Annotated in this window: 24 protein-coding genes, 1 other RNA gene and 1 pseudogene; 20 read left to right on the forward strand and 6 right to left on the reverse strand. The window is 64.1% G+C overall.

Annotated features, from left to right (window positions below):
- Positions 1–19 precede the first annotated feature (19 nt).
- The gene (locus BMZ19_RS10190; RefSeq protein WP_090310518.1) at positions 20–973 is read left to right on the forward strand and encodes a MerR family transcriptional regulator; all 954 of its coding nucleotides are present in this window, start codon (positions 20–22) and stop codon (positions 971–973) included.
- 391 nt (positions 974–1,364) lie between these two features.
- Here the strand turns inward: BMZ19_RS10190 and BMZ19_RS10195 are convergent, their stop codons facing one another.
- Positions 1,365–1,820 carry a PAS domain-containing protein gene (locus BMZ19_RS10195; protein ID WP_090310520.1) on the reverse strand — a complete coding sequence of 152 codons (456 nt, stop codon included), beginning with the start codon at positions 1,818–1,820 and terminating at the stop codon, positions 1,365–1,367.
- A gap of 119 nt (positions 1,821–1,939) precedes the next feature.
- Here BMZ19_RS10195 and BMZ19_RS10200 point away from each other — a divergent pair, with 119 nt between their 5' ends.
- From BMZ19_RS10200 to moaA, 10 genes and pseudogenes are all read left to right on the forward strand, one after another.
- Entirely contained in the window at positions 1,940–2,392 is a 453-nt protein-coding gene (locus tag BMZ19_RS10200) for a flavodoxin domain-containing protein (RefSeq protein WP_090310522.1), read from the forward strand.
- Between the two features lie 186 nt (positions 2,393–2,578).
- On the forward strand, positions 2,579–3,601 hold the full coding sequence (locus BMZ19_RS10205; RefSeq protein ID WP_090310524.1) for a Glu/Leu/Phe/Val dehydrogenase family protein: 1,023 nt from the start codon (positions 2,579–2,581) through the stop codon (positions 3,599–3,601).
- 58 nt (positions 3,602–3,659) lie between these two features.
- Positions 3,660–4,757: a pyruvate dehydrogenase (acetyl-transferring) E1 component subunit alpha gene (gene pdhA, locus BMZ19_RS10210; RefSeq protein ID WP_090310526.1), complete on the forward strand. Its 1,098-nt coding sequence runs from the start codon at positions 3,660–3,662 to the stop codon at positions 4,755–4,757.
- Positions 4,750–5,736, forward strand: a complete 987-nt coding sequence (locus BMZ19_RS10215) for an alpha-ketoacid dehydrogenase subunit beta (protein WP_090310527.1) — start codon at positions 4,750–4,752, stop codon at positions 5,734–5,736. The genes pdhA and BMZ19_RS10215 overlap by 8 nt, the downstream gene beginning before the upstream one ends.
- 145 nt (positions 5,737–5,881) lie before the next feature.
- A complete protein-coding gene (locus tag BMZ19_RS10220) occupies positions 5,882–6,994 on the forward strand; it encodes a dihydrolipoamide acetyltransferase family protein (protein WP_090310529.1) in 1,113 nt (370 codons plus the stop codon).
- 187 nt (positions 6,995–7,181) lie between these two features.
- Positions 7,182–7,757 (forward strand): annotated as a pseudogene (gene mobA / locus BMZ19_RS10225) (molybdenum cofactor guanylyltransferase MobA); the annotation flags it as partial.
- 126 nt (positions 7,758–7,883) lie between these two features.
- Positions 7,884–8,360 (forward strand): cyclic pyranopterin monophosphate synthase MoaC, encoded by a 477-nt coding sequence (gene moaC, locus BMZ19_RS10230; protein WP_090310808.1) that lies wholly within the window; start codon positions 7,884–7,886, stop codon positions 8,358–8,360.
- Complete coding sequence (locus BMZ19_RS10235; RefSeq protein WP_090310531.1) at positions 8,357–8,605, forward strand: MoaD/ThiS family protein; 249 nt, start codon at positions 8,357–8,359, stop codon at positions 8,603–8,605. The genes moaC and BMZ19_RS10235 overlap by 4 nt, the downstream gene beginning before the upstream one ends.
- A 1-nt stretch (position 8,606) precedes the next feature.
- Positions 8,607–9,056 (forward strand): molybdopterin synthase catalytic subunit MoaE, encoded by a 450-nt coding sequence (moaE, locus tag BMZ19_RS10240; RefSeq protein WP_090310532.1) that lies wholly within the window; start codon positions 8,607–8,609, stop codon positions 9,054–9,056.
- Between the two features lie 236 nt (positions 9,057–9,292).
- On the forward strand, positions 9,293–10,276 hold the full coding sequence (moaA, locus tag BMZ19_RS10245; RefSeq protein ID WP_090310810.1) for a GTP 3',8-cyclase MoaA: 984 nt from the start codon (positions 9,293–9,295) through the stop codon (positions 10,274–10,276).
- A 37-nt stretch (positions 10,277–10,313) separates the two neighbouring features.
- Here moaA and BMZ19_RS10250 read toward each other — a convergent pair whose 3' ends face one another.
- On the reverse strand, positions 10,314–10,577 hold the full coding sequence (locus BMZ19_RS10250; RefSeq protein ID WP_090310534.1) for a YebG family protein: 264 nt from the start codon (positions 10,575–10,577) through the stop codon (positions 10,314–10,316).
- A 191-nt stretch (positions 10,578–10,768) separates the two neighbouring features.
- Between BMZ19_RS10250 and BMZ19_RS10255 the strand changes: the two genes are divergently transcribed.
- The 5 genes from BMZ19_RS10255 to BMZ19_RS10275 all read left to right on the forward strand — a co-directional run bounded on the left by BMZ19_RS10255 (position 10,769) and on the right by BMZ19_RS10275 (position 13,947).
- Positions 10,769–11,089 (forward strand): ArsR/SmtB family transcription factor, encoded by a 321-nt coding sequence (locus tag BMZ19_RS10255; protein ID WP_170847737.1) that lies wholly within the window; start codon positions 10,769–10,771, stop codon positions 11,087–11,089.
- A 139-nt stretch (positions 11,090–11,228) separates the two neighbouring features.
- Positions 11,229–12,488 (forward strand): OmpP1/FadL family transporter, encoded by a 1,260-nt coding sequence (locus BMZ19_RS10260; protein WP_090310536.1) that lies wholly within the window; start codon positions 11,229–11,231, stop codon positions 12,486–12,488.
- Positions 12,489–12,612: 124 nt separating this feature from the next.
- A complete protein-coding gene (locus BMZ19_RS10265; RefSeq protein WP_090310538.1) occupies positions 12,613–13,086 on the forward strand; it encodes a hypothetical protein in 474 nt (157 codons plus the stop codon).
- Between the two features lie 42 nt (positions 13,087–13,128).
- On the forward strand, positions 13,129–13,566 hold the full coding sequence (locus BMZ19_RS10270; RefSeq protein WP_090310540.1) for a YqaA family protein: 438 nt from the start codon (positions 13,129–13,131) through the stop codon (positions 13,564–13,566).
- Between the two features lie 141 nt (positions 13,567–13,707).
- Entirely contained in the window at positions 13,708–13,947 is a 240-nt protein-coding gene (locus tag BMZ19_RS10275; RefSeq protein ID WP_090310542.1) for a DUF2789 domain-containing protein, read from the forward strand.
- A 120-nt stretch (positions 13,948–14,067) separates the two neighbouring features.
- On the opposite strand, the gene ahpF is transcribed toward BMZ19_RS10275, so the two are convergent.
- Positions 14,068–15,624 (reverse strand): alkyl hydroperoxide reductase subunit F, encoded by a 1,557-nt coding sequence (gene ahpF, locus BMZ19_RS10280; protein WP_090310544.1) that lies wholly within the window; start codon positions 15,622–15,624, stop codon positions 14,068–14,070.
- A 122-nt stretch (positions 15,625–15,746) separates the two neighbouring features.
- Positions 15,747–16,310 (reverse strand): alkyl hydroperoxide reductase subunit C, encoded by a 564-nt coding sequence (gene ahpC, locus BMZ19_RS10285; RefSeq protein WP_090310546.1) that lies wholly within the window; start codon positions 16,308–16,310, stop codon positions 15,747–15,749.
- Between the two features lie 229 nt (positions 16,311–16,539).
- Here ahpC and ssrA point away from each other — a divergent pair.
- Both ssrA and BMZ19_RS10295 read left to right on the forward strand, forming a co-directional pair.
- Positions 16,540–16,897: a transfer-messenger RNA gene (ssrA, locus tag BMZ19_RS10290) on the forward strand.
- 112 nt (positions 16,898–17,009) lie between these two features.
- Positions 17,010–18,896: a site-specific integrase gene (locus BMZ19_RS10295; protein WP_090310548.1), complete on the forward strand. Its 1,887-nt coding sequence runs from the start codon at positions 17,010–17,012 to the stop codon at positions 18,894–18,896.
- Positions 18,897–18,934: 38 nt separating this feature from the next.
- On the opposite strand, the gene BMZ19_RS10300 is transcribed toward BMZ19_RS10295, so the two are convergent.
- Positions 18,935–19,585: an MAE_28990/MAE_18760 family HEPN-like nuclease gene (locus BMZ19_RS10300; protein WP_090310550.1), complete on the reverse strand. Its 651-nt coding sequence runs from the start codon at positions 19,583–19,585 to the stop codon at positions 18,935–18,937.
- Positions 19,585–20,670, reverse strand: coding sequence for a DUF262 domain-containing protein (locus tag BMZ19_RS10305; protein ID WP_090310552.1), 1,086 nt, complete (start codon positions 20,668–20,670; stop codon positions 19,585–19,587). The genes BMZ19_RS10300 and BMZ19_RS10305 overlap by 1 nt, the downstream gene beginning before the upstream one ends.
- A gap of 338 nt (positions 20,671–21,008) precedes the next feature.
- On the opposite strand from BMZ19_RS10305, the gene BMZ19_RS10310 reads away from it, so the two are divergent.
- Positions 21,009–21,722 (forward strand): recombinase family protein, encoded by a 714-nt coding sequence (locus tag BMZ19_RS10310; RefSeq protein WP_090310554.1) that lies wholly within the window; start codon positions 21,009–21,011, stop codon positions 21,720–21,722.
- 166 nt (positions 21,723–21,888) lie between these two features.
- Complete coding sequence (locus BMZ19_RS10315) at positions 21,889–22,287, forward strand: hypothetical protein (RefSeq protein WP_090310555.1); 399 nt, start codon at positions 21,889–21,891, stop codon at positions 22,285–22,287.

Genomic DNA, 22,287 nt, shown 5'->3' on the forward strand with positions numbered 1-22,287 from the left:
GCCGTGCGGTGCCCATGCCATGCCCGAATTCTCCGCCACCTCCGTCAGCGTCCCCGCCGTGCCTCGCGAGGAAGAGCTGTATCCGATCCGAGAGGTGTCGCGCCTGACTGGCGTCAACCCGGTTACCCTGCGGGCCTGGGAGCGGCGCTACGGGCTGATCCAGCCGACCCGCACCGAGAGTGGCCATCGCCTGTATTCGCTGGCCGACATCGATGCGGTGCGCAGCATCCTGGCCTGGATCGAGCGCGGCGTGGCGGTCAGCAAGGTCGGCAAGATTCTCGCCCGCAGCAATACGGCCAAGGCGCCCAGCGCGCCGGCCTACGACGGCGTGGCCGCCGGCGAGTGGGACGAGTGGCAGGCGCAGCTGCGCCGCGCCGTGGCGGACTTCGACGAGGGGCGCCTGGAGCGTCTCTACGGTCAGGTTTTCTCCAGCTACCCGCTGGCGGTGGTGTTTCAGGACGTGCTGCTGCCGGTTTGGCAGGAGCTGCTGCTGCGCCAGGACGGTTTTGGCCAGACCAGCGAATGGCTGTTTTTCGACACCTTCCTGCGCGGCCGCGCCCTGCAGCGCCTGCAACTGAGCCGCGCGCAGGGCGAGGAGCGCGTGCTGCTCGCCGCGCTGCCCGGCCATGGTCACGAGCTGGAGCTGCTGGTCACCGGCCTGCTGCTGGCCGGCAGCGACCTGGCGGTAAGCCTGCTCGGCATTGGTCAGCCGTTCGACGAGTTGCCGCTGGTGTGCGAGAAGATCCAGCCGCAGGCGCTGGTGCTGTTCTCCAATCGTCCGCCGGAAACCGAGCTGCCGCGCCAGCTCGGTCGTCTGGTGCTGGCGCTGGACTGCCCGCTGGCGCTGGCCGGCGAGGTGGCCGAGCTGGCCGAGGAGTCCCTGCAGGGAACGCCGATCGCCTGTCTGGGCAGCGAGGGGCGGTTGATGCCGCGGCGTCTGCGCCAGTTCCTCGCCGGTCATCTGGATACCTGACGGGCGCGTTCTGCCGGCCCGGCTGCCCGGGCCGCTTCCCCTGATTCGATTGCTTCGAATGCCGTCGCCCGGGCATGCCCGGGTGGCGTGTTGGGCTGTCGGCGAAAAAATACTGTGCGCGCTGTACAGGAATGCTTGCTGTGTACGGCAATTTCCTATACAAAAGCTATACAGAAATGCGCGCCGTACAGTCCACCCCCCTGAAAGCCTGTACGCCGCACTCTGCCTGCGCACTCCGGCAGCCGTCGCGAACCTTTTGGCTGCCGGAGTTTTTTATTTTCCGTCTCGTCGGCCTGCCGTGATCTGCGGTGCTGGATGGCTGTCTGTTTGTGCGCCTCAGACCGGCGCCTGGCGGGCCGATCGCTGGCGCAGGACCGGGCGGTACGCGCCGTCAGGCCTTGCCGGCGCGCAGGGCTTCCAGTTCGGCCTTGACCGCGGTCAGCTCGGCTTCCAGCTCGCGCACGCGTTGCTGGGCCTCGACCTGTTCGGTGACGTCCTTCTGGATGCCGATGTAGTAGGTCAGCTGGTCGGCCTCGTTGAGCACCGGGGTGATCGACAGTTCGTTCCAGAACGGCGTGCCATCCTTGCGGTAGTTGCGAATCACCTGGCGGCACGGGCGATGCTCATGGACCGCCTGGCGGATGGCGTCCAGGCCGGGTTGGGCACGGTCGCCGGCCTGCAGGAAGCGGCAGTCCTGATAGAGGATGTCGTCGACCGCATAGCCGGTCAGGCGCTCGAAGGCCCGGTTGGCGTAGATGAGAATGTTGTCGTCGCCTTCCTGTTCGGCCACCACGATGCCGTCGTTGGAGGCGTCGATTACCAGTTGCAGCAGCTTGGCGTTGATCATCGGAACTGTCCTGTAGGTGATGACGGCATTCTAATCCATCCCCATCGGCTTGCCATGCCGTCGCAGCGGCGGTGCATTGGCGCATAATGGTGGCTTTCCATTTTTGCCCGGGAGCCTCCATGCTCGAAGTCGCCATTCTTTCAGGTTCTGCCTTCGGCGCCGCCGAAGAGGTGGCCCGCCATGCCGAAGCGCAGCTGCGCGCTGCCGGCCTGGACGCGCGCCATCTGCCGGACATCGGCCTCGACGCGCTGCTGGCGCTGGACCCGCAGGCGCTGCTGGTGGTGACCTCGACCACCGGCATGGGCGAGGTGCCTGACGACCTGCAGGCGCTGCTCGACGAGATCGACGGCTGGCAGCCCGACTGGCGTGGCCGGCCGGTGGCGGTGATCGGCCTGGGCGACTCCAACTACGGCGAGAACTTCTGTGCCGCCGCCCTGCAGGCCCATGCGCTGCTGCTCAAGCTGGGCATGCGCGATGTGCAGTCGCAGCTGCAGCTGGATGCCAGCGAGACGGTAACCCCGGCCGAGGACGCCGAGCCGTGGCTGGCGCGCCTGGTGGCCAACCTGCGCTGATCGCCGGGCAGCGGGGCGAGCGCTGCCTATACTGAGACGAAAGAAGCGTCGCGTTGGCCTTTGGACCACGCGGATCGCGACGCGGGCGGATGTGTGTCGGGTCGGCTCTCCACTCGGCACAGACACCGCCTGATACGCGATCCTGCTGACGACGCCGAACTCATCGACCAGTCAGGAGTTCGTCTCATGTTCGCCACCATGGAAGCCGCGCGCGTCGAGGAGCTGCATCTGGCCAGCGACCCGCAAACGGGGCTGCGCGCGATCATCGCCATTCACAACACCAACCTCGGCCCGGCGCTCGGCGGCTGTCGCTATCTGGCCTATGCCGACGAGCAGAGCGCGGCGCGCGACGCCGTGCGCCTGGCCCGCGGCATGAGCTACAAGGCCGCGCTGGCCGGCCTGGCCCTCGGCGGCGGCAAGGCGGTGATCATCAGCCCGCCGCAGCTGGCCAGTCGCGAGGCGCTGTTCGAGGCCTTCGGCCGTTTCGTCGACAAGCTCGGCGGCCGCTACATCACCGCGGTGGACAGCGGCACCTCCAGCGCCGACATGGACTGCATCGCCCGCCACACCCGTCACGTCACCAGCACCACCCAAGGCGGCGATCCGTCGCCGCACACCGCCCTCGGCGTGTTCGCCGGCATCCGCGCCACCGCCGAGGCGCGACTGGGTAGCGCCGACCTCAAGGGCCTGCGCATCGCCGTGCAGGGCCTCGGCCATGTCGGCTACGCGCTGGCCGAGCACCTGAGCGCCGCCGGCGCCGAACTGCTGGTCAGCGATATCGACGAGGGGCGCCTGCAGCGGGCGGTCGAGCGCCTCGGCGCGCAGCCGGTGTCCAGCGAGGTGCTGCTCGGCATGCCCTGCGACATCCTCGCGCCCTGCGGCCTGGGTGGGGCAATCAACCCGCAGACGGTCGGCCAGTTGCGCTGTGCGGCCGTCGCCGGCGCGGCCAACAATCAACTCGACAGCCCGGAGATGGGCGACCAACTGGCGGCGCGCGGGATCCTCTACGCCCCGGACTACGTGATCAACTCCGGCGGCCTGATCTTCGTCGCCCTGCAGCACCAGGGGCTGAGTCCGGCCGAGATTACCGCCCACCTTTCGCGGATCGGCGCGCGGCTGAGCGAGATCTATGCCGAAGCGCAGGCCGAGCGCCGGTCGCCGGCGAGGGTGGCCGACATGCTCGCCGAGCGCCTGATCTACGGTTCCTGAGTCGCTGCGCCGCCGAGCCGCGGCCGCCACCGCACCGCAAGGTGCCAGGGAGGATGCCATGCCCCATAGCCGTATCGAACTGCCCTTCACCCGCTACCTCGATCCCGAGGGCCGTCCGCTCGGGCCGCTGCCCGACTGGACGGAGGAGGGCGCACGGCTGGTCGCGCTGTACCGCGCCATGCTGCGCACACGCCTGTTCGACCAGAAGGTCATCGCCCTGCAGCGCACCGGACGCATCGGCACCTACGCCTCCAGCCTCGGTCAGGAAGCCATCGGCACCGCCATCGGCACCCTGCTGCGCGACGACGACGTGCTGTTGCCCTACTACCGCGACACCGCCAGCCAGCTGCTGCGTGGGGTGAGCATGAGCGAGATGCTGCTGTACTGGGGCGGCGACGAGCGCGGCAGCGACTTCGCCGCGCCGCTGGCGCGTGGCGATTTCCCGTTGTGCGTGCCGATCGCCACCCAGGCCCTGCATGCCTGCGGGGTGGCCAGCGCCTTCAAGATCCGCGGCGAGCACCGCGTGGCGCTGACCACCTGCGGCGATGGCGCCACCAGCAAGGGCGATTTCCTCGAGGCCCTCAACGTCGCCGGCGCCTGGCAGCTGCCGGTGGTGTTCGTGGTCAACAACAACCAGTGGGCGATCTCGGTACCGCGGCGCATCCAGTGCGGCGCGCCGACCCTGGCGCAGAAGGCCCTCGGCGCCGGGTTCGCCGGCGAGCAGGTGGACGGCAACGACGTGATCGCGCTGGTCGAGCGCCTGCGTCACGCCCTCGAGCAGGCCCGCCACGGCAAGGGGCCGACGCTGCTGGAGTGCATCACCTACCGGCTGTGCGACCACACCACCGCCGACGACGCCACCCGCTACCGCAGCGCCGAGGAGGTCAACCAGGCCTGGCACGAGGAGCCGGTCAAGCGCCTGCAGAACTTCCTGGTGGCGCGCGGCCTGTGGGACGAGACCCAGGAGCAGGCGCTGGTGGCCGAATGCCAGGTCGAACTGCAGCAGGCCATCGAACGCTACGAGGCGGCTCCGGCGCAGGATGCGCAGGAGGTGTTCCGTCACGTCTACGCCAGCTGGCCGCCGGCCTTGGCCGAGCAGCGCGAGCAGTTCGCCGAGCGCATCGCCCGCCGCACGCAAGGAGCCGACCATGAGTGAGAAAAAGTACACCCTGCTGGAGGCGGTCAACCTGGCCCTGCACCGCGCGATGGCCGAGGACGACAACGTGGTGGTGCTCGGCGAGGACATCGGCGTCAACGGCGGCGTGTTCCGCGCCACCCTCGGCCTGCGCGAGGCGTTCGGCTTCAAGCGGGTGATCGACACGCCGCTGGCCGAGAACATGATCGCCGGGCTGAGCATCGGCATGGCCGCCCAGGGCCTCAAGCCGGTGATGGAAATCCAGTTCCTCGGCTTCATCTATGCGGCCATGGAGCAACTGGTGTCGCACGCCAGTCGCCTGCGCAACCGCACCCGCGGCCGGCTGACCTGCCCGCTGGTGCTGCGCTCGCCGATGGGCGCCGGCATCCGTGCGCCCGAGCACCACAGCGAGTCCACCGAGGCGCTGTTCGCGCACATTCCCGGCCTGCGCGTGGTCATCCCCTCGTCGCCGGCGCGCGCCTACGGTCTGCTGCTGGCGGCCATCGACGATCCCGACCCGGTGATCTTCCTCGAGCCGACCCGCCTGTACCGGATGAACCCCCAGCCGCTGGAGGACGACGGCCGCCGCCTGCCGCTGGACAGCTGCTTCACCCTGCGCGAGGGCAGCGACCTCACCCTGGTCAGCTGGGGCGCCAGCGTGCACGAGACGCTGCAGGCGGCCGCCGCGCTGGCCGAGCGCGGGGTCAGCGCCGAGGTGATCGACGTCGCCTGCCTCAAGCCGCTGGATCTCGACACCCTGGAGGCCTCGGTGCGCAAGACCGGCCGCTGCGTGATCGTCCACGAGGCGCCGAAGAGCGGCGGGGTGGGCGCGGAGATCGCCGCCAGCCTGTACGAGCGCGCGCTGCTCGACCTGCACGCACCGATCCAGCGCGTCGCCGCCCCGGACATCCCGCCGCCGCTGTACCGCCTGGAGTCGTACTACCTGCCGGATGTCGGCGACATCCTCGCCGCCTGTGAAACGGTGCTGGACTACGCCTGAAGGCGATGCCGAGCGGCTTTGGTGGGCGACCCGACCGCGGGGCGATGCACTGTCCGCCTGGCGGGTCGCTGGTCCGCATCGCCGCGAGGTCGCGCCTCCCACACGGATTGCAGGTGCGCAGTGCGCACCGCAGAGGAGAACATGCATGAAACACTTCAAGCTGCCCGACCTCGGCGAAGGCCTGCAGGAGGCGGAAATCGTCGAGTGGCACGTCAAGGCCGGCGACAGCGTCAAGGCCGACCAGCTGCTGGTCTCGGTGGAAACCGCCAAGGCGATCGTCGACATTCCGGCGCCCTACGACGGCGTGGTGCTGAAGACCTACGGCGCCGAGGGCGACATCCTTCACGTCGGCGAGCCGCTGCTGGCCTACGAGGGCGAGGGCGAGGACACCGGCACCGTGGTCGGCAAGCTGGAAGCCGGCGAGGGCGGGGCGGGCGACAGCTTCTTCGTCGGCGCCGCGCCCTCGACCCGCGAGCACCTGGCGCCGCGCGCCACCCCGGCGGTGCGCCAGCTGGCGCGTCAGCTCGGCGTGGAGCTGACCAGCCTGAGCGGCTCGGGTGCCGACGGCCTGATCACCCGCGCCGATGTCGAGGCGGCGGCCGAGAGCGCGCGTACCAGCTTCGGCGGCGAGCGCCTGCGTGGCGTGCGCCGCAGCATGGCGCTGAACATGGCGCGCGCCCACGCCGAGGTGGTGCCGGTGATGCTGGTCGAGGACGCCGACCTCAGCCGCTGGCCAGCCGCCCGCGAACCGCTGGTGCGCCTGGCCCAGGCCATCGCCGTCGCCTGTCGCGCCGAGCCGGGGCTCAACGCCTGGTTCGACGGCAAGGCCATGGCCGTGCGCCGCCACGAGGAACTCAACCTGGGCATCGCCGTGGACACCCCGGACGGCCTGTTCGTGCCGGTGCTGCACAGGGTCGGCGCGCGCGATGCCGACGACCTGCGCGAGGGCATGCGGCGCCTGCGCGAGGCGGTCAAGGCGCGCTCGATTCCGCCCCAGGAGATGATGGGCGCGACCCTGACCCTGTCCAACTTCGGCACCCTGTTCGGGCGCTACGCCAACCCCATCGTGGTGCCGCCGCAGGTGGCGATCATCGGTGCCGGGGTGATCCGCGACCAGCCGGTGGCGGTGAACGGCCAGGTGGCGGTGCACCCGGTCATGCCGCTGTCGCTGACCTTCGATCACCGCGCGGTCACCGGCGGCGAGGCGGGGCGCTTCCTCAAGGCGCTGGTCACTGCGCTGGAGCAGCCGGAGGGCTGAGCCAGGCGAGTGGCGCAGCGGGGGCGGGGAGGGGGGCCGCGCCCTGCGGATGCTGCGCGGAGGCGCATGAATGCACGCCTGCCCGCGCCCGTCGGGCGTCGGGGCCATAGATTGCGGAACCGGTCGGCTGGCGGCGCGCGCGTGGCGGTGTAACATCGCAGCAATATCATTCGCCTGGAGTATCACCATGTCTGCTGCCGCTGACCTGCCCCCCTGTTCCGTACTGCTGCTTGCCGGCGGGAGAGGGCGCCGCATGGGCGGGGTGGACAAGGGACTGGTGGAGTTCGCCGGCCGCCCGTTGATCTCGGTGATGAGCGAGCGGGTCCAGCCGCTGACCGACGACCTGATCATCTCCTGCAACCGCAACGCCGAGAGCTACGCGCTCTGGGCCGACCGTCTGGTGAGCGACGAAAGCGACGATTTTCCCGGTCCGCTGGCCGGTATCCGCGCCGGCCTCGCCGCGATGCGCCACGACTGGCTGCTGGTGTTGCCCTGCGATGCGCCGCAGATCGACGAAGATCTGCTTTCGGCCATGCGCCACCAGGCGATGAGCGAGCCGCAGCGTCCGTTGCTGCTGCGCCGCGGTGCGCAGTGGGAGCCGATGTTCTGCATGATTCCGCGCAGCCTGCAGGGCGAACTGGAGCGCGTCTGGCAGGCCGGCGAGCGCAGCCCGCTGCGTTTCCTGCTGGGCGCCGATGCCCAGGTGCTGGGCTGCGCGCAGGACGATCCGCGGCTGGCCAATCTGAATACGCTCGAGGCGCTGACGGCGGCCGCTCCGCCCGGGGCGATGCCGGGCGCGCCCAACGAAGGATCCTCCGCGCGGGGTTCGGCCGCAGCGGGCATGACTCTTGCTAAGTCTGTCCCTCAGGTTTCATCCGAGACAAGCGCCGTGCTGACCCATCTCGACGCCCAGGGGCGGGCCAACATGGTCGACGTCACCGACAAGGCCGCCACCAGCCGCGAAGCCAGTGCCGAGGCACTGGTGCGCATGCAGCCGCAAACCCTCAAGCTGATCGTCACTGGCGACCATCCCAAGGGCGACGTTTTCGCCGTGGCCAGGGTGGCCGGGATCATGGCGGCGAAGAAGACCCACGAGCTGATCCCGCTGTGCCATCCGCTGCTGCTCACCGGCATCCGCGTCGAGCTGGAGCCGCAGGGCACGGACGCCGTCCGCATCGTCGCGCGCTGCAAGCTGGCCGGACAGACCGGCGTGGAGATGGAGGCGCTGACCGCCGCCAGCGTCGCCGCGCTGACCCTCTACGACATGTGCAAGGCGGTGGATCGGGGGATGACCATCGAGCGCGTGCGCCTGCTGGAGAAGAGCGGCGGCAAGAGCGGCGACTACCGTGCTGAGGAGCCGGCATGATCGAAGTGCGTTTTTTTGCCCGCTACCGCGAGGCGCTGGATAGCGACGGCGAGAGCCTGGCCTGGTCGGCCGAGCTGGACAGCCTCGACGCCCTGCGTCGCCAGCTGCTGGCGCGTGGCGAGGCCTGGCAGGTGCTGGCCGAGAAGGGCCTGATGTGCGCGCGCAATCAGGAGCTGTGCAGTCTCGCCGAGCCGCTGGCCGATGGCGACGAGGTGGCTTTCTTCCCGCCGGTGACCGGAGGCTGACATGGCGATACGGGTGCAGGTCGCGGCGTTCCAGCCGGGAGTCGAACTGGAGGCGCTGCACGCCGCCAATGCCGGCATCGGTGCGGTGGTCGGCTTTGTTGGTTACGTGCGCGACTACAACGACGGCAACGCAGTGGCGGCGCTGACCCTCGAGCACTATCCGGGCATGACCGAGAAGGCGCTGGCTGGCATCGTCGAGCAGGCCGGCCAGCGCTGGCCGCTGCTCGGCGTGGAGATCGTCCACCGCGTCGGCCACCTGCTGCCGGGCGAGCCGATCGTCTTCGTCGGCACCGCCAGCAGCCATCGCCAGGCCGCCTTCGACGCCTGCAATTTCATCATGGACTACCTGAAGACCCGCGCGCCGTTCTGGAAGCGCGAGGACACGCCCGAAGGTGCACGCTGGGTCGATGGCCGCGACAGCGACCAGAGCGCCGCCCGGCGCTGGGACTGACCCGTGCTCATGCCTCGCGATGGTGCGCTGCTGGCGCCCTGCAACGCGGTGCGCCTCGATCTGGTGCGCTCTCGCGGCGGCGCGCGGCTCGGCCAACCCGCGGGGGACGTGCTTAACTAAGGGGCGATGGGCATCGCGCAGGCGATCGCAGCGCTGGTGCAGTCCTTGCATCGGGTGGGCATGCCAGCCGAGCGTGCGGTGCGGCCACGAGGAGAGACCCCGAGATGAACGATGCCATGCTGCTGGACGGCCATGGTCGCAAGATCGACTACCTGCGCCTGTCGGTGACGGATCGCTGCGACTTCCGCTGCGTCTACTGCATGGCCGAGGACATGACCTTCCTGCCGCGCCAGCAGGTGCTCGGTTTTGAGGAGATCGTGCGCATCGCCCGACTGTTCGTCGGCCTGGGGGTGAAGAAGATTCGCCTGACCGGCGGCGAGCCGCTGGTGCGCCGCGGCATCGTCGACCTGTGCCGGCAGATAGCCGCGCTGCCCGGTCTGCGCGAGCTGGTGATGACCAGCAACGGCTCGCAACTGGGCAAGCTGGCCGTGCCGCTGGCCGAGGCGGGGGTCAAGCGCCTCAACATCAGCCTCGACAGCCTGGATGCGGCGAAATTTCACGCCATCACCCGCAGCGGCGATCTCGAGCAGGTACTGGCCGGCATCGAGGTGGCGCGCGCCGCCGGCTTCGCGCGGATCAAGCTCAACAGCGTGATCATGAAGGGACGCAACGACGACGAGGTGGCCGCGTTGGTCGACTTCGCCGTGGCCCGCGGTCTGGACATCAGCTTCATCGAGGAGATGCCGCTCGGTCAGGTCGGCCGCGACCGCGGCGAGGCATTCTGCTCCAGCGACGAGGTGCGCGCACTGGTCGCTCAGCGCTACAACCTGTTCGACAGCCCCGAGCAGAGCGGCGGCCCGGCGCGCTACGTGCGCCTGGAGGGCCATCCGGATACCCGCGTCGGCTTCATTTCCCCCCATTCGCACAACTTCTGCAGCAGCTGCAACCGTCTGCGCCTGACCGCCGAAGGGCGCCTGCTGCTGTGTCTCGGTCACGAGAATTCGCTGGATCTGCGCGGTCTGGTACGCCGCCATCCGACCGAGGATCGCCCGCTGCTCGAGGCCATCGGCGCGGCGCTGCAGCACAAGCCGCTGCGCCACGAGTTCGCGGTGTCCGGCGAGGTGCAGGTGTTGCGCTTCATGAATGCCACCGGCGGCTGAGCGCCGCGCTGGCGGGTGTTTCGTGTCGAGCGCAGCGTTACTCGGCGGCCGGCGGACTGCGCAGTTCGTCCAGCGCATCCGCCTGGTTCTTGAACGCCCTGGCGAACACGTCGCGGTGCCTGGCCATGTAGATGCCCAGTTCCTCGGCCTGGCGTTCGCCGAGCGCCGGCACCGCCTGCTGCAGCACGTCGGCCAGCTTTTCGGCCAGTTCCAGCATGCGGTCGTGACGATCGGCTTCGGCCTTATCCATGAACAAACGCTCCACATCCCGGCTGCTGCGATAAACCACTTCGACGGCCATGTGCCACCCCATCTGCCTGCATGATGTTTGATTGGCTGGTTTTTTATACAGTAATTGCGCGCATTATAGGCCGGTGCAGGGCATCTGGATAGTGATCCGCCGCGGATGGCGGGCATGGTCGTGGCGGGATGTTCGGGCGATACTGTCGCGCAGCGTCCCCGATGATCCGTGAAACAAGGAACCTCCGCACCATGGCCGAAGCCCAAGCCGAACTCGATATGCAGCTGATGCGTGCTGCCGCTGCCCACGCGGCGGGGGTGTTGCGCACGCTGGGCAATCCGGATCGTCTCCTGCTGCTCTGCCAGCTCAGCCAGGGCGAGCGTTCGGTGGGCGAACTGGAGGAAATGCTCGGCCTGCGCCAGCCGAGCCTGTCGCAGCAGCTGGCGGTGCTGCGCAACGAGGGGTTGGTGCAGACGCGGCGCGACGGCAAGCGCATGTTCTACTCGATCGCCGAGCCGAAGCTGCTGGTGCTGCTCGGTACCCTCTACCAGCTCTACTGTCCGCAGGCCTGACGGGGCTGTAGCTCGGCCGCATAGAACAAAAGTGAATCAAAACATAAGCTAATATTATAATTGCACATTATGTATTTTGTTTAAGATTGCCTCCATTCCGGTTTGCCGCTGGCAGCCGACAGTTTTTGGGGGAATCCGCATGTCGTTCAACAAGCCGCTGTTTGCCGCGCTGCTCGCCGGCAGTGCCGCCGTCAGCCCGCTGGCCTTCGCCACCAACGGTTACTTCGCCCACGGCTACGGGATCAAGTCCCTCGGCATGGCCGGCGTCGGCTACGCCCTGCCGCAGGATGCCCTGGCCGCCGCCAGCAATCCAGCTGGCATCGCGCTGGTGGGCGACCGCCTCGATCTGGGCGTCACTTGGTTCAAGCCCGAGCGCAGCGTGGAAATTAGCGGTTCCCCCGTTCCGGGTGCCAATGGCCGTTACGACGGCAACGATACCGAGTCCTTCCTGATCCCCGAGTTCGGTTACACCCGCCAGCTCAATGAACGCCTCGCCTTCGGTCTGGCTGTGTACGGCAACGGCGGCATGAACACCGACTATCAGCGCAATCCCTTCAGCGCCTACGGCAGCACTGGCGACGCTGGCGTCGACCTGACTCAGGTGTTCGTTACCCCGTCGCTGGCCTGGCGCGTCAACGAGCGCCACAGCTTCGGCATCGGCCTCAACTACGCCTACCAGCGCTTCGAGGCGCGTGGTATCGATGGCTTTGCCCGCATGTCCGAGTCGCCGGAGCATGTCAGCGACGATGGCCACGATCACTCCGACGGCTGGGGCCTGCGCCTGGGCTGGAACGGCCAGCTCACCGACAGCCTGAGCGTTGGCGTGGCCTGGTCGTCGAAGATCAAGACCGGCAAGTTCGAGCGCTACGAAGGTCTGTTCGCCGACCACGGCAGCTTCGACATTCCGGAAAACTACGGCATCGGCCTGGCCTGGCGCGCCACCGAGCGGCTGACCCTGGCGGCGGACGTGCAGCAGATCGACTACAGCGACGTGAAGGCGATCTCCAACTCGGTGGACGTGCTGTTCAGCGGTCATCTACTCGGCTCCGAGGACGGTCCCAACTTCGGCTGGGAGGACATCCGCGTCTACAAGCTCGGCGCCAGCTACGCGGTCACTGCGCAGCTGACCCTGCGCGGCGGCTACAGCTGGGCCGACCAGGCGCTGGACAAGGGCGAAACCTTCTTCAACACCCTGGCCCCCGGCGTGGTGCGTGAGCACCTGACCCTCGGCGCTACCTGGGTGCCGGAGGCCGGCCACGAGATCAGCGTGTTCTACGCCCATGCCTTCAGCGAGGAGCTCAAGGGCAGCAACTCGATTCCGCAGGCCTTTGGCGGCGGCGAGGTGGATCTGCAGATGCAGCAGGACAGTGTCGGCATCGCCTACGCCTGGAAACTCTGATCCGGCGGATACGCGGCGACGATTTTCCGCCCACATCCATGCATGAACCCTTAAACTTCGCATCACCCGCGGGGCGGCCATCGGGTCGCCCCGTTTCGTTCCGGGTCGATTCAGTGAGGATTTCATGCAGGACAATGCTTCCCCGGCAGCCGCCGGTCAGGTCGGTTATGTCGCCATCGAGCAACCGTTCGGCTTGCAGCCGCCCAAGGTGCACTGCCCGATCTGCGGCCAGCAGCAGTTCGTCGAGCAGGACGACGAGTATCTGGAAACCCCCTGCGAACATCTGGCCTTCGTCTTCGGCGGCGAAGAGGACGAGTTCGTCTACGCCTCCGACGATTTCGCCGAGCGCTTCGCCCGCTTCGATGCTGAGCTGGATGCCCGTTTTCCCGACGACGAGGCGCGCGCCAGCGAGGCGTATGAAGACGCCAGCAGTTTCTACCGCGACCTGTTTGCCCAGCGGCTGCAGGACCTGGGCTACGGTGCCAGCCTGCTGGCCCTGCGCATCACCTATGGTGGCCTGGCCGAGGGAAACCCGGTGTGGTTCAGCGATGTCTATGGTTTCGACTACGCGCTGATCCGCGAAGACGACGCCCAGTAAGACGCCCCTTTCGCCGCACCTTCTGGCAGGCAGCCCCAGTCCATGCTTGATCTTGGTACCTATATAGGCCTGTTCTTCGCCGCCTTTGGCGCGGCCAGCCTGCTGCCGTTGCAATCCGAGGCGCTGCTGGTCGGCCTGCTGCTGGCCGAGAGCCATCCGGTACTGACCCTGCTGACGGTAGCCACCGTCGGCAATGTACTCGGTTCGCTGCTCAACTGGCTGCTGGGCCTGTATCTCGAGCGCTTCCGCGAAAAGCGCTGGTTCCCGGTGCGCGAGCACCATCTGCAGCGCGCCCAGCACTGGTACCAGCGCCATGGCCGCTGGTCGCTGCTGCTGAGCTGGCTGCCGGTGGTCGGCGATCCGCTGACTGTGGTCGCCGGGGTGATGCGCGAGTCGTTCTGGATCGTGCTGCTCTGCGTCACCCTGGCCAAGGGTGCGCGCTATGCGGCGCTGACGGCGGTGACTCTGGGTCTGTCCTGAACTCTGCTCAGGGCTCGGGATCTTTTGTTGCTTGCCGCGCCATTGGGCGGCAATTGTCCGCCGCGCGCCGGCAGGTTCGTCCGTGCTGGGCAATACTCTGTGCTGTTCTCAACCGTGCCGCAGCCACTGCGGGAGGATTCCATGGAACAGCCGGTCCACGCCTTTCATCATCTGTTCGGGCAGCTTGGTCTGCCCAACGACAACGACTCGATCCGCCAGTTCATCGAACGCCATGCGCCGCTGGCCGACGATATCCAGCTGGCCGATGCGCCCTTCTGGTCGCCGGCGCAGGCGACTTTCCTGCGCGAGGAAATCCTCGAGGATGCCGACTGGGCCGAGGTGGTCGACAACCTCAATGCGGCGCTGCGCGCTCGCCACTAAGCGCCCCGCGGGGCATGAGGGTTTTTGCGGGCTGCGGCGGATGGCGCGAGAATCGTCCGGCGCCAACGAAAACGCCGCGCTGCTCGGCAGAGCGGCGCGGCGTATGGCCGGGCAGGGCGGTCAGCCCTGGCGGATCAGGTAGTCGAAGGCGGACAGCGAGGCCTTGGCCCCTTCGCCGACGGCGATGACGATCTGCTTGTACGGCACGGTGGTCACGTCGCCAGCGCCGAACACGCCGGGGATGCTGGTCTGGCCCTTGGCGTCGACGATGATCTCGCCGACGCGCGACAGTTCGACGCTGCCCTTCAGCCAGTCGCTGTTGGGCAGCAGACCGATCTGTACGAAGATGCCTTCCAGCTCGACGGTGTGCACTTCGTCGTGGTGGCGATCCTTGTATACGAGGCCGCTGACCTTCTGGCCGTCGCCCAGCACCTCGGTGGTCTGCGCCATGGTGATGATGGTCACGTTGGGCAGGCTGCGCAGCTTGTTCTGCAGCACCGCGTCGGCACGCAGCTGCTCGCCGAACTCCAGCAGGGTGACGTGGGCGACGATGCCGGCCAGGTCGATGGCCGCCTCGACACCGGAGTTGCCGCCGCCGATCACCGCCACGCGCTTGCCCTTGAACAGCGGGCCGTCGCAGTGCGGGCAGTAGGCCACGCCGCGGCCGCGGTATTCCTGCTCGCCGGGCACGTTCATCTCGCGCCAGCGGGCGCCGGTGGCGAGAATCACGGTCTTGGCCTGCAGCTCGCCGCCGTTGTCGAACTGCACGGTGTGCAGGCCGTCCTCGGTCGCGGCCGGGATCAGCTTGCTGGCGCGCTGCAGGTTGATGATGTCGACCTCGTACTGGCGCACGTGCTCTTCCAGGGAGCGGGCCAGTTTCGGGCCTTCGGTTTCCTTCACGGAAATGAAGTTCTCGATCGCCATGGTGTCCAGCACCTGGCCGCCGAAGCGCTCGGCGGCGACGCCGGTGCGGATGCCCTTGCGTGCAGCGTAGATGGCCGCCGCTGCGCCGGCCGGGCCGCCACCGACCACCAGCACGTCGAAGGCGGGCCTGGCGTTGAGCTTCTCGGCGTCGCGGGCGCCGCTGTTGGTATCCAGTTTGGCGAGGATCTCCTCGACGTCCATGCGCCCGTTACCGAACGGCTCGCCGTTGAGGTAGATGCTCGGCACCGCCATGATCTGGCGCTGGTTCACCTCGTCCTGGAACAGTGCGCCGTCGATGGCTACGTGCTTGATGTTGGGGTTGAGCACCGCCATCAGGTTGAGCGCCTGTACCACGTCCGGGCAGTTGTGGCAGGACAGCGAGAAGTAGGTCTCGAAGCTGAACTCGCCCTCGATGCCCTTGATCTGCTCGATCACTTCAGTCGCCAGCTTCGACGGATGGCCGCCGACCTGCAGCAGGGCCAGCACCAGAGAGGTGAACTCGTGGCCCATCGGGATGCCGGCGAAGCGCAGGCCGATGTTGCCGTTCGTGCGGTTGAGGCTGAACGACGGCGTGCGGCTGTCGTTGCCGTCGGTCTTGAGGGTGATCTTGTCGCTGAGGCTGACGATATCCTGCAGCAGGGCGAGCATTTCCTGGGATTTGGCGCCGTCATCGAGGGACGCGGCGATCTCGAACGGCTGGGTGACCTTCTCGAGGTAGGCCTTCAACTGGGTTTTCAGATTGGCGTCCAACATGCTGACGGTATCCCTTTCGCTAAATTCGCATATGAAAATGCCCGGGCGGATCGCACCCGGGCATCGGGGCTTCGCGAGAGCTGGGTGACAGCTCCCGCGAGGCGACAACCTGGAGAGGTTGCTTAGATCTTGCCGACCAGGTCCAGGGACGGGGTCAGGGTTTCGGCGCCTTCCTTCCACTTGGCCGGGCAAACCTGACCCGGGTGAGCGGCGGTGTACTGGGCGGCCTGCAGCTTGCGCAGGGTCTCGCTGACGTCACGGGCGATCTCGTTGGAGTGGATTTCCAGAGTCTTGATCACGCCTTCCGGGTTGATGATGAAGGTGCCACGCAGGGCCAGGCCTTCTTCCGGAATGTGCACGCCGAAGGCGTTGGTCAGCACGTGGGTCGGGTCGCCGATCAGCGGGAACTTGGCCTTGCCGACCGCCGGGGAGGTTTCGTGCCAGACCTTGTGGGAGAAGTGGGTGTCGGTGGTGACGATGTACACCTCGGCACCGGCCTTCTGGAACGCGGCGTAGTTTTCGGCGGCGTCTTCGATTTCGGTCGGGCAGTTGAAGGTGAAGGCAGCCGGCATGAAGATCAGCACGGACCACTTGCCCTTCAGGTCGGCTTCGGTGACTTCGATGAACTTGCCGTTGTGGAAAGCGTTGACCTTGAACGGTTGAACCTGGGTGTTGATGAGGGACATTCGCTGACTCCTTCAGGGTTGAAAGCTGGTTGACGAAGAGAATCCTACTTGGCGTAGGTGGTTAGGCATAATTGATTGGTCGAATCGATTGGATTGCTTTTGCCTATGGCCTGCTTCGCCGCCATCCGTCCATTAGCCGGGCGGAAGCGCCTGGCTACTCTACATCAGACTTGGCCGTTGGGAACCTTTGCCGTACACTCCACTCGAACCTTGCAAGCAGAAGTACCCAGGGGCCGATCAGGATTCGACGCCGGTAACAAAACTTGAGGGGCATGCCGAGTTGGTAACAGATCTCGTAAATCCGCTGTTACAAACTTATAGTTGCCAACGACGACAACTACGCTCTAGCCGCCTAAGGGCCGCTAGCTGACCCTAGGGGATGCCTGTAAACCCGAAGATTTGGTCAGTCATATAGAACAGGATCGCCGCCAAGTTCGCTGCAGACGTAACGGCTAAAACTTATGCAGCTCGCTCCAAGCACCCTGCCACTCGGGTCGCGAGGAGTTAACTCAATAGAGATGGCTACGCATGTAGAACCGATAGCGGAGAGCTGGCGGACGGGGGTTCAAATCCCCCCGGCTCCACCAACACAAGCGCAGAGCCCCGGATTCCGGGGCTTTGTGCTATCTGGGCCTGCCGTTTTCGGCAGGTGTGCCACTGACAGGTCACATCGACGTGGGGCATCGACAGGTGCCCAGCATGAAGCCTGCCCCTTCCTACCTGACCCGGAACCGCCACGGAACCTTCTACTTCCGCATGGTGATCCCTGCCCCGTTGCGCCCGTTGGTCAACGGCAAGCGGGAGGTCCGGCGCTCCCTCAAGACTGATAGCGAAAGGCTAGCGCTCAAGCGTGCCCGGCAGCATGCTGTGCGGTTTGAATCGGTCTTTGACAGGGTATTGGCTGTGACTGCGCGAAACGATGAAGAGCTGTCCGTTTCTGATCTGGAGTTTCTGGAGCTGCTGGAGCTACAGACCTCGGGGGGCTATGGCCGCCCGCCAGAGTCGAAAGCAGAGCCAGAGCCGACGCTTACCGATGCCGAGCTGGAAGAGCGCCTGCGCCAGTACAGCATTGCCGAGCTGCTGACTGGCAGAGGCGACCGGCCAATACCGGCTGACAGTGACCCGCTCGCACAGAGGCTGTTGGCGCTTTCGCGCTCCTACCAGCCGACCGAGTTGCGGCAGGTGTTGCCCAGGCTGCGGGATGAACTGGTGAAGGCCAGCCTTGCCCCTGCTGGCGCTTTATCCGCAGCAGAGCCAGCGCCAGCCGCGAAGCCCAGCTATGACCCGGAGATGGCGGACTGGACTCTGTATCAGGTCTGGCAGCACCAGTTAGCACGCGACAAAGCTGACCCGACTTCAAGGGGAGGGCAGGCGAAGCACGGCGGTACGTTGGCAGAGCGCGAGCGCCGTGCCCGAGCGATGACCGTTCTGGCGCAGCACAAGCCGGTATGCCAAATGACCAAGAATGACTGGCAGGCCGCCTATGATGCGGCCCGTGTGATGAAGGCAGGTGCCAAGGCTTCAATTGATCCGCCTACGCCTCTTGATGAGTTCCTGACGGATGATCCCGACCAAATGGTGGGGCATGAGCGCGTGGGCTCTCTCATCGGATCGATGAGGCAAATCCAAGAACACGCGCGCTTTCTCGACCTCACCACCATTCGGCCAGACGATCTGCTCGTCAAGCCAGTGCAGAAGCGGGAGACGCCTCGTACACGAACGGGTGAAAAAGCGTTCACGATGGAAGAGGTGGAGGCCATTTTCTCTGGCTATATATACCAAGGCGTACTACCCGCCAACAGAACCAAGGCATATCCATTCTGGTTCTGGCTTCCGTTGGTTGCCTATTTTACTGGCGCTCGGACTAATGAAATTGCACAACTCGATACTTCGGATATTCGAGAGGTTGAGGGGATTCCCTGCTTTGATTTCTGCCCTGATGACCCGAAAGCCTTTGAGGCGAAGCGAGTTAAAACAGAAGAGGCCAGGCAGGTTCCGATTCATCCTCGGCTGATAGAGCTTGGCTTTCTCGACTATGTGGAAGACCAGCGTGCAGATAGGCAGAAGAAGCTCTTTGGTGACGGGCTTGCATACCTCCCGCCGAGGGAGGAAGACCTTGATCATAACAAGGAGGGCTGGGCTAAGAGCGCTAGTAAATTTTTTAATGAGACCCCGAAGGGCTATTTGGTTGAGATAGGGGTTCACGAAGCTTATGACGGGAAAAGTCTATATTCCTTCCGGCACACCCTTGAGACAAATTTGCGAGATGCTCGTCGCGAAGGAAAAAATGCACCTCAAGTTGTTATTGATGCTATTACAGGGCATGCTCCTGAAGCTCAGGTGAATGGCGGGGTGGACAAAACTATTGCGAACGCAATCGCTGGGCGCGCTGCCCAGGATATGGGGGGGAGGCACTACGATCGCGGTGCTACAGTGCAGCACAAACTGAGTGCTTTGCTGATGTTGCCCATGCCTGAGGCCGTTCGGGGGCTAACCAGTTACCGAGTTGACTTCGTGGATCGCTTTGGAGACATAGTTGCTAAGAGCATCAAGAGTCACCGGCGTAGACGTCCCAGAGAAGTTTGAGTAAAAAAGAGCCCGTCAGTAGGCGGGCTCTTTGCTTTCTAGTTGTTAGGTGATTGTCGCTCTGCTAGATACGATCTTTCTTCTAGGAGTTCGATGGTTCTCAATGCTAAGTCATGCATTAGACAGATAGTCGCATTTTCATACTCGCTATACTCATTTAGAGTGTTTATGAAAACCCCGTTTCCGTGTGCGATTTCATTTCGGCGGCCAACTAGGGTTTTAATTCGGGCGCGATGATTGTCCAGCTCGGCGCAGACCAGGCCAATCCTGGATGACTCGCGCTCAAAAACATTCGGCCAAAGATTGCTTTCGGTTTTGAGTCGAAAGTCCTCGGGAAACTCTGCCTTTTCCGCCATGATCGCAGAAAGTTCGCCGCCGAAGAAGCGTAGCAGGGATGCGCTATCCATCCTGCCTCTTAGGTCTTTGAAGGCGCGCTCCATAGAAATCAATGAGAAGTTTTCAGACAGCTCCCTCTTTGGGATCCCCTCCGACTGTATATGGTCGAATACAGTATCCCAGCAAAATTTAGTAAATCCCTCATAGTGGGCGTAAAGAATGGCCCACATGGCCCGCAAGATGCTTCTCCTTGAGATGCTCCCCTCAGGGGCGGTAATCGCCAGGCGCTTAAGAGAGACTAACTCAGCCTCTCTCCACTTGAGGTCGTTCTCGATAGATTGATCGAAACTCATCAGGCATCCAAAATTGCTTGAGTCGTCAAGTTGATTCGGGCTCTCATCTTATCCCTGGAGTTGGCGCCTGGGCCGGTAACCGATCTAAATTCTTCTCCTTGAATAAGTTCGGAAACAGCCTTTCGCAATGCACTGGGGGTCTTGTTTTTAACTTTATCAAACTCGGAGTAAAAGGCCATTGCGATGGCTTCAAAATACGCCGGCGGCAGAGACCCCACGGGAGTATCTCCCCGGTGGCGTAAGAATGCAGCATCACCCAGCTTGTTGCGGATTAGAGCTAAAGTCTGAATAAAGTCTGCTTCTTCCTTCGCATAATCAAATGGAAGGTCCTCAAGCAATATCCCTTCCATGTAGTTGTCGAGCCAATCCCTTACGCTGCCTTTGAACTCTCCAATGTAATTTTTGACGGCAAAGAAGCGCAGGACAAGCTCCTCGGCAGCTTTCTTTTCTTTGTCGGGCTGGGAAAGAAACTCAGCGCACGCAGCAAAATCAACACTTCCAGACAAGCGAACCAGGAAGTTGTAGAAATTGATGCCCGCCTCGCCCACCATTCTGGCGGAGCAGTTGCGAATCTCTTGTGGTTCCAGATTGGATCCGCCAGTGTTCAATCGCTTGAACATTTCGTAGCGCAAGAATCCTTTGCTCTGCTTCTTGATAACAACAACTCTTATGGGGGAGCGCTTAAGGCGAAGTCTTAGCGAAAGCGGCAAGTCTGGGAATGCTAGGTTGTTTAGTCCGCGAATAAGCGAGCAGCCATCCAGCACAAGTTGATCTAGGCCGATGCTGCTGGGTTCAATAAACTGAAGTATTGTGCTAACCCTTTGCAGTCCGTCAATAAGTTCAAGAACGCCATCCGGGTTTTCAATAACAAAGATCTGCGGGACTGGAAGCTCTAGAAGTATTGACTCGATCAGATGGGATTTTTGCTGGACGGACCAGCGAAATAAGCGCTGATACTCTGGCTGAATAACTAGCTCTTTGTTGGCATGTAAATTGGCGATCTCGCCAAAGGTCATGTCAAAGGAGTCTGTTCGAACCTCGCCAACAGCCGCAGCAATTTCATCTTCCAGTGCAATACTACTCATTAGGAACTCCATTTTTTAGCTTAGTGGCAGGTCAACACCTGGAGATAGTAGTGGGCAGTCGAGCATCGCCATTCGATCGGTACTCTGAGCCCAGCCATGTGAACTAGGGCGAATCATATCCCCCGGAATCGGCAATTCATATCACATCCAGTGTAGCGAAGAGGCGTGTCAAAATGGCTGCCAGAGCCAAACCCTCGCCGTCGCATTAAGCGCCCGCTTAGTGAGGTAGGGAAGGGCGCTTTCACCTGATAGCTGCTATTATCAAATCATTGACGACCGTCAGCAATATGATAAATTGGTGCGCAAGACACTACACGGGACTACAAGGAGCGCCAACCATGACCACCAAAGTCATCGCCTACCTTCGCGTATCGACCAAGAAGCAGGGTGACAGCGGCTTGGGCATCGAGGCGCAACGCGAGTACATCGCCCAGGCAGCGAAGGCCGAAGGTTGGGAGGTGGTGGGCGAGTTCATCGACATGGCATCGGGAACCATTGCCCCGACCGAGCGCCCGGAGTGCATCAAGGCAATCAATGCGGCCAAGGGGCTGGGTGCGCTGCTGGTTGTCGCCAAACTCGACCGACTGAGCCGCGACGTTGAACACATCGCCGCGATGGTGAAGCGGGTGCCGTTTAAGGTGGCGACCATGCCGACCGCTGACGCCTTCCAGCTCCATATTTACGCGGCCCTTGCCCAGCAAGAGCGCGACTTCATCGCCGCCCGTACCCGTGATGCCCTCGGGGCTCTCAAAAGTCGCGCGGAACAAGGTGACGCCGACGCCCTGGGGAAAGTCGCCCGCCGCGATGCTGGTCGCAAGAAAGCCCACGAAGTCGGCAATGCTGGCGCTGTTGCCAGTCTGCAAGCTGCCGCCAATGCCTACGCTACCAGCATGGCGAATCACATCAAGGCCGCTCGCTTTGACGGCATAACTACCCTGAGCGGTTGCGCTGACTATCTGAATCGCCACCAGATCAAGACTCGCCGTGGCGCAGAGTTCACGCCGACCGCCGTCAAGCGACTGGCCGACCGGCTTGGCATTACCTTTCCGTAATTTCGCTTGCGATTTATCTAATTGATAATGAGACGTAAGACGATATAGAATATAGGGGTCGAATAAATCGACTCCCAATAACTAACCGCTGTACCAGGACAACCCATGACCCGTAGGCAAAAAAAGAGGAGCACACATCGTATGAATAAATTCTAGGAATATTGGAATGTACTATTCGGAAGAAGCAGTATCTCTCGCTCGCGAGTTCATGCGGGACGACAACGGCAGCTATTCCAAGCTGGCCGGCCATCTGAATATCTTTCGCTCGGAAACAGACGGCAGTTGGACAAGAGATCGCGCATACCATCTATGCCGCATCAACGGTATTCGCTCTAATCTCCGCTGTAAGGCGCAGCCGGCGGCAGCCGATACCCTCCGTGCTAATACGCGCCAGCGCATCACCACGGCCCTCCTAGAAGCTCTCAGCGTCAGCGGCAAGACCATTGCCGATATTGCTCCGGTCAATCTCAAGGACGTTACCCGGCTGTCCGGCGTTCCCCTCTGCACAGTCCGCAACAACTGGCACGACCTGGAAGCCGAACTTAACGAGCTGGCGGGGCTGTAA

Origin of the sequence: Pseudomonas linyingensis (genome assembly GCF_900109175.1) — a bacterium.
Lineage (GTDB): Bacteria > Pseudomonadota > Gammaproteobacteria > Pseudomonadales > Pseudomonadaceae > Geopseudomonas > Geopseudomonas linyingensis.

Excerpts from the sequence above, each read along its gene's own strand:
- BMZ19_RS10190 (WP_090310518.1), top strand. The coding sequence starts at position 20 with ATGCCCGAATTCTCCGCCACCTCCGTCAGCGTCCCCGCCGTGCCTCGC.
- BMZ19_RS10195 (WP_090310520.1), bottom strand. The coding sequence starts at position 1,820 with ATGATCAACGCCAAGCTGCTGCAACTGGTAATCGACGCCTCCAACGAC.
- BMZ19_RS10200 (WP_090310522.1), top strand. The coding sequence starts at position 1,940 with ATGCTCGAAGTCGCCATTCTTTCAGGTTCTGCCTTCGGCGCCGCCGAA.
- BMZ19_RS10205 (WP_090310524.1), top strand. The coding sequence starts at position 2,579 with ATGTTCGCCACCATGGAAGCCGCGCGCGTCGAGGAGCTGCATCTGGCC.
- pdhA (WP_090310526.1), top strand. The coding sequence starts at position 3,660 with ATGCCCCATAGCCGTATCGAACTGCCCTTCACCCGCTACCTCGATCCC.
- BMZ19_RS10215 (WP_090310527.1), top strand. The coding sequence starts at position 4,750 with ATGAGTGAGAAAAAGTACACCCTGCTGGAGGCGGTCAACCTGGCCCTG.
- BMZ19_RS10220 (WP_090310529.1), top strand. The coding sequence starts at position 5,882 with ATGAAACACTTCAAGCTGCCCGACCTCGGCGAAGGCCTGCAGGAGGCG.
- BMZ19_RS10235 (WP_090310531.1), top strand. The coding sequence starts at position 8,357 with ATGATCGAAGTGCGTTTTTTTGCCCGCTACCGCGAGGCGCTGGATAGC.
- moaE (WP_090310532.1), top strand. The coding sequence starts at position 8,607 with ATGGCGATACGGGTGCAGGTCGCGGCGTTCCAGCCGGGAGTCGAACTG.
- moaA (WP_090310810.1), top strand. The coding sequence starts at position 9,293 with ATGCTGCTGGACGGCCATGGTCGCAAGATCGACTACCTGCGCCTGTCG.
- BMZ19_RS10250 (WP_090310534.1), bottom strand. The coding sequence starts at position 10,577 with ATGGCCGTCGAAGTGGTTTATCGCAGCAGCCGGGATGTGGAGCGTTTG.
- BMZ19_RS10255 (WP_170847737.1), top strand. The coding sequence starts at position 10,769 with ATGGCCGAAGCCCAAGCCGAACTCGATATGCAGCTGATGCGTGCTGCC.
- BMZ19_RS10260 (WP_090310536.1), top strand. The coding sequence starts at position 11,229 with ATGTCGTTCAACAAGCCGCTGTTTGCCGCGCTGCTCGCCGGCAGTGCC.
- BMZ19_RS10265 (WP_090310538.1), top strand. The coding sequence starts at position 12,613 with ATGCAGGACAATGCTTCCCCGGCAGCCGCCGGTCAGGTCGGTTATGTC.
- BMZ19_RS10270 (WP_090310540.1), top strand. The coding sequence starts at position 13,129 with ATGCTTGATCTTGGTACCTATATAGGCCTGTTCTTCGCCGCCTTTGGC.
- BMZ19_RS10275 (WP_090310542.1), top strand. The coding sequence starts at position 13,708 with ATGGAACAGCCGGTCCACGCCTTTCATCATCTGTTCGGGCAGCTTGGT.
- ahpF (WP_090310544.1), bottom strand. The coding sequence starts at position 15,624 with ATGTTGGACGCCAATCTGAAAACCCAGTTGAAGGCCTACCTCGAGAAG.
- ahpC (WP_090310546.1), bottom strand. The coding sequence starts at position 16,310 with ATGTCCCTCATCAACACCCAGGTTCAACCGTTCAAGGTCAACGCTTTC.
- BMZ19_RS10295 (WP_090310548.1), top strand. The coding sequence starts at position 17,010 with ATGAAGCCTGCCCCTTCCTACCTGACCCGGAACCGCCACGGAACCTTC.
- BMZ19_RS10300 (WP_090310550.1), bottom strand. The coding sequence starts at position 19,585 with ATGAGTTTCGATCAATCTATCGAGAACGACCTCAAGTGGAGAGAGGCT.
- BMZ19_RS10305 (WP_090310552.1), bottom strand. The coding sequence starts at position 20,670 with ATGAGTAGTATTGCACTGGAAGATGAAATTGCTGCGGCTGTTGGCGAG.
- BMZ19_RS10310 (WP_090310554.1), top strand. The coding sequence starts at position 21,009 with ATGACCACCAAAGTCATCGCCTACCTTCGCGTATCGACCAAGAAGCAG.
- BMZ19_RS10315 (WP_090310555.1), top strand. The coding sequence starts at position 21,889 with ATGTACTATTCGGAAGAAGCAGTATCTCTCGCTCGCGAGTTCATGCGG.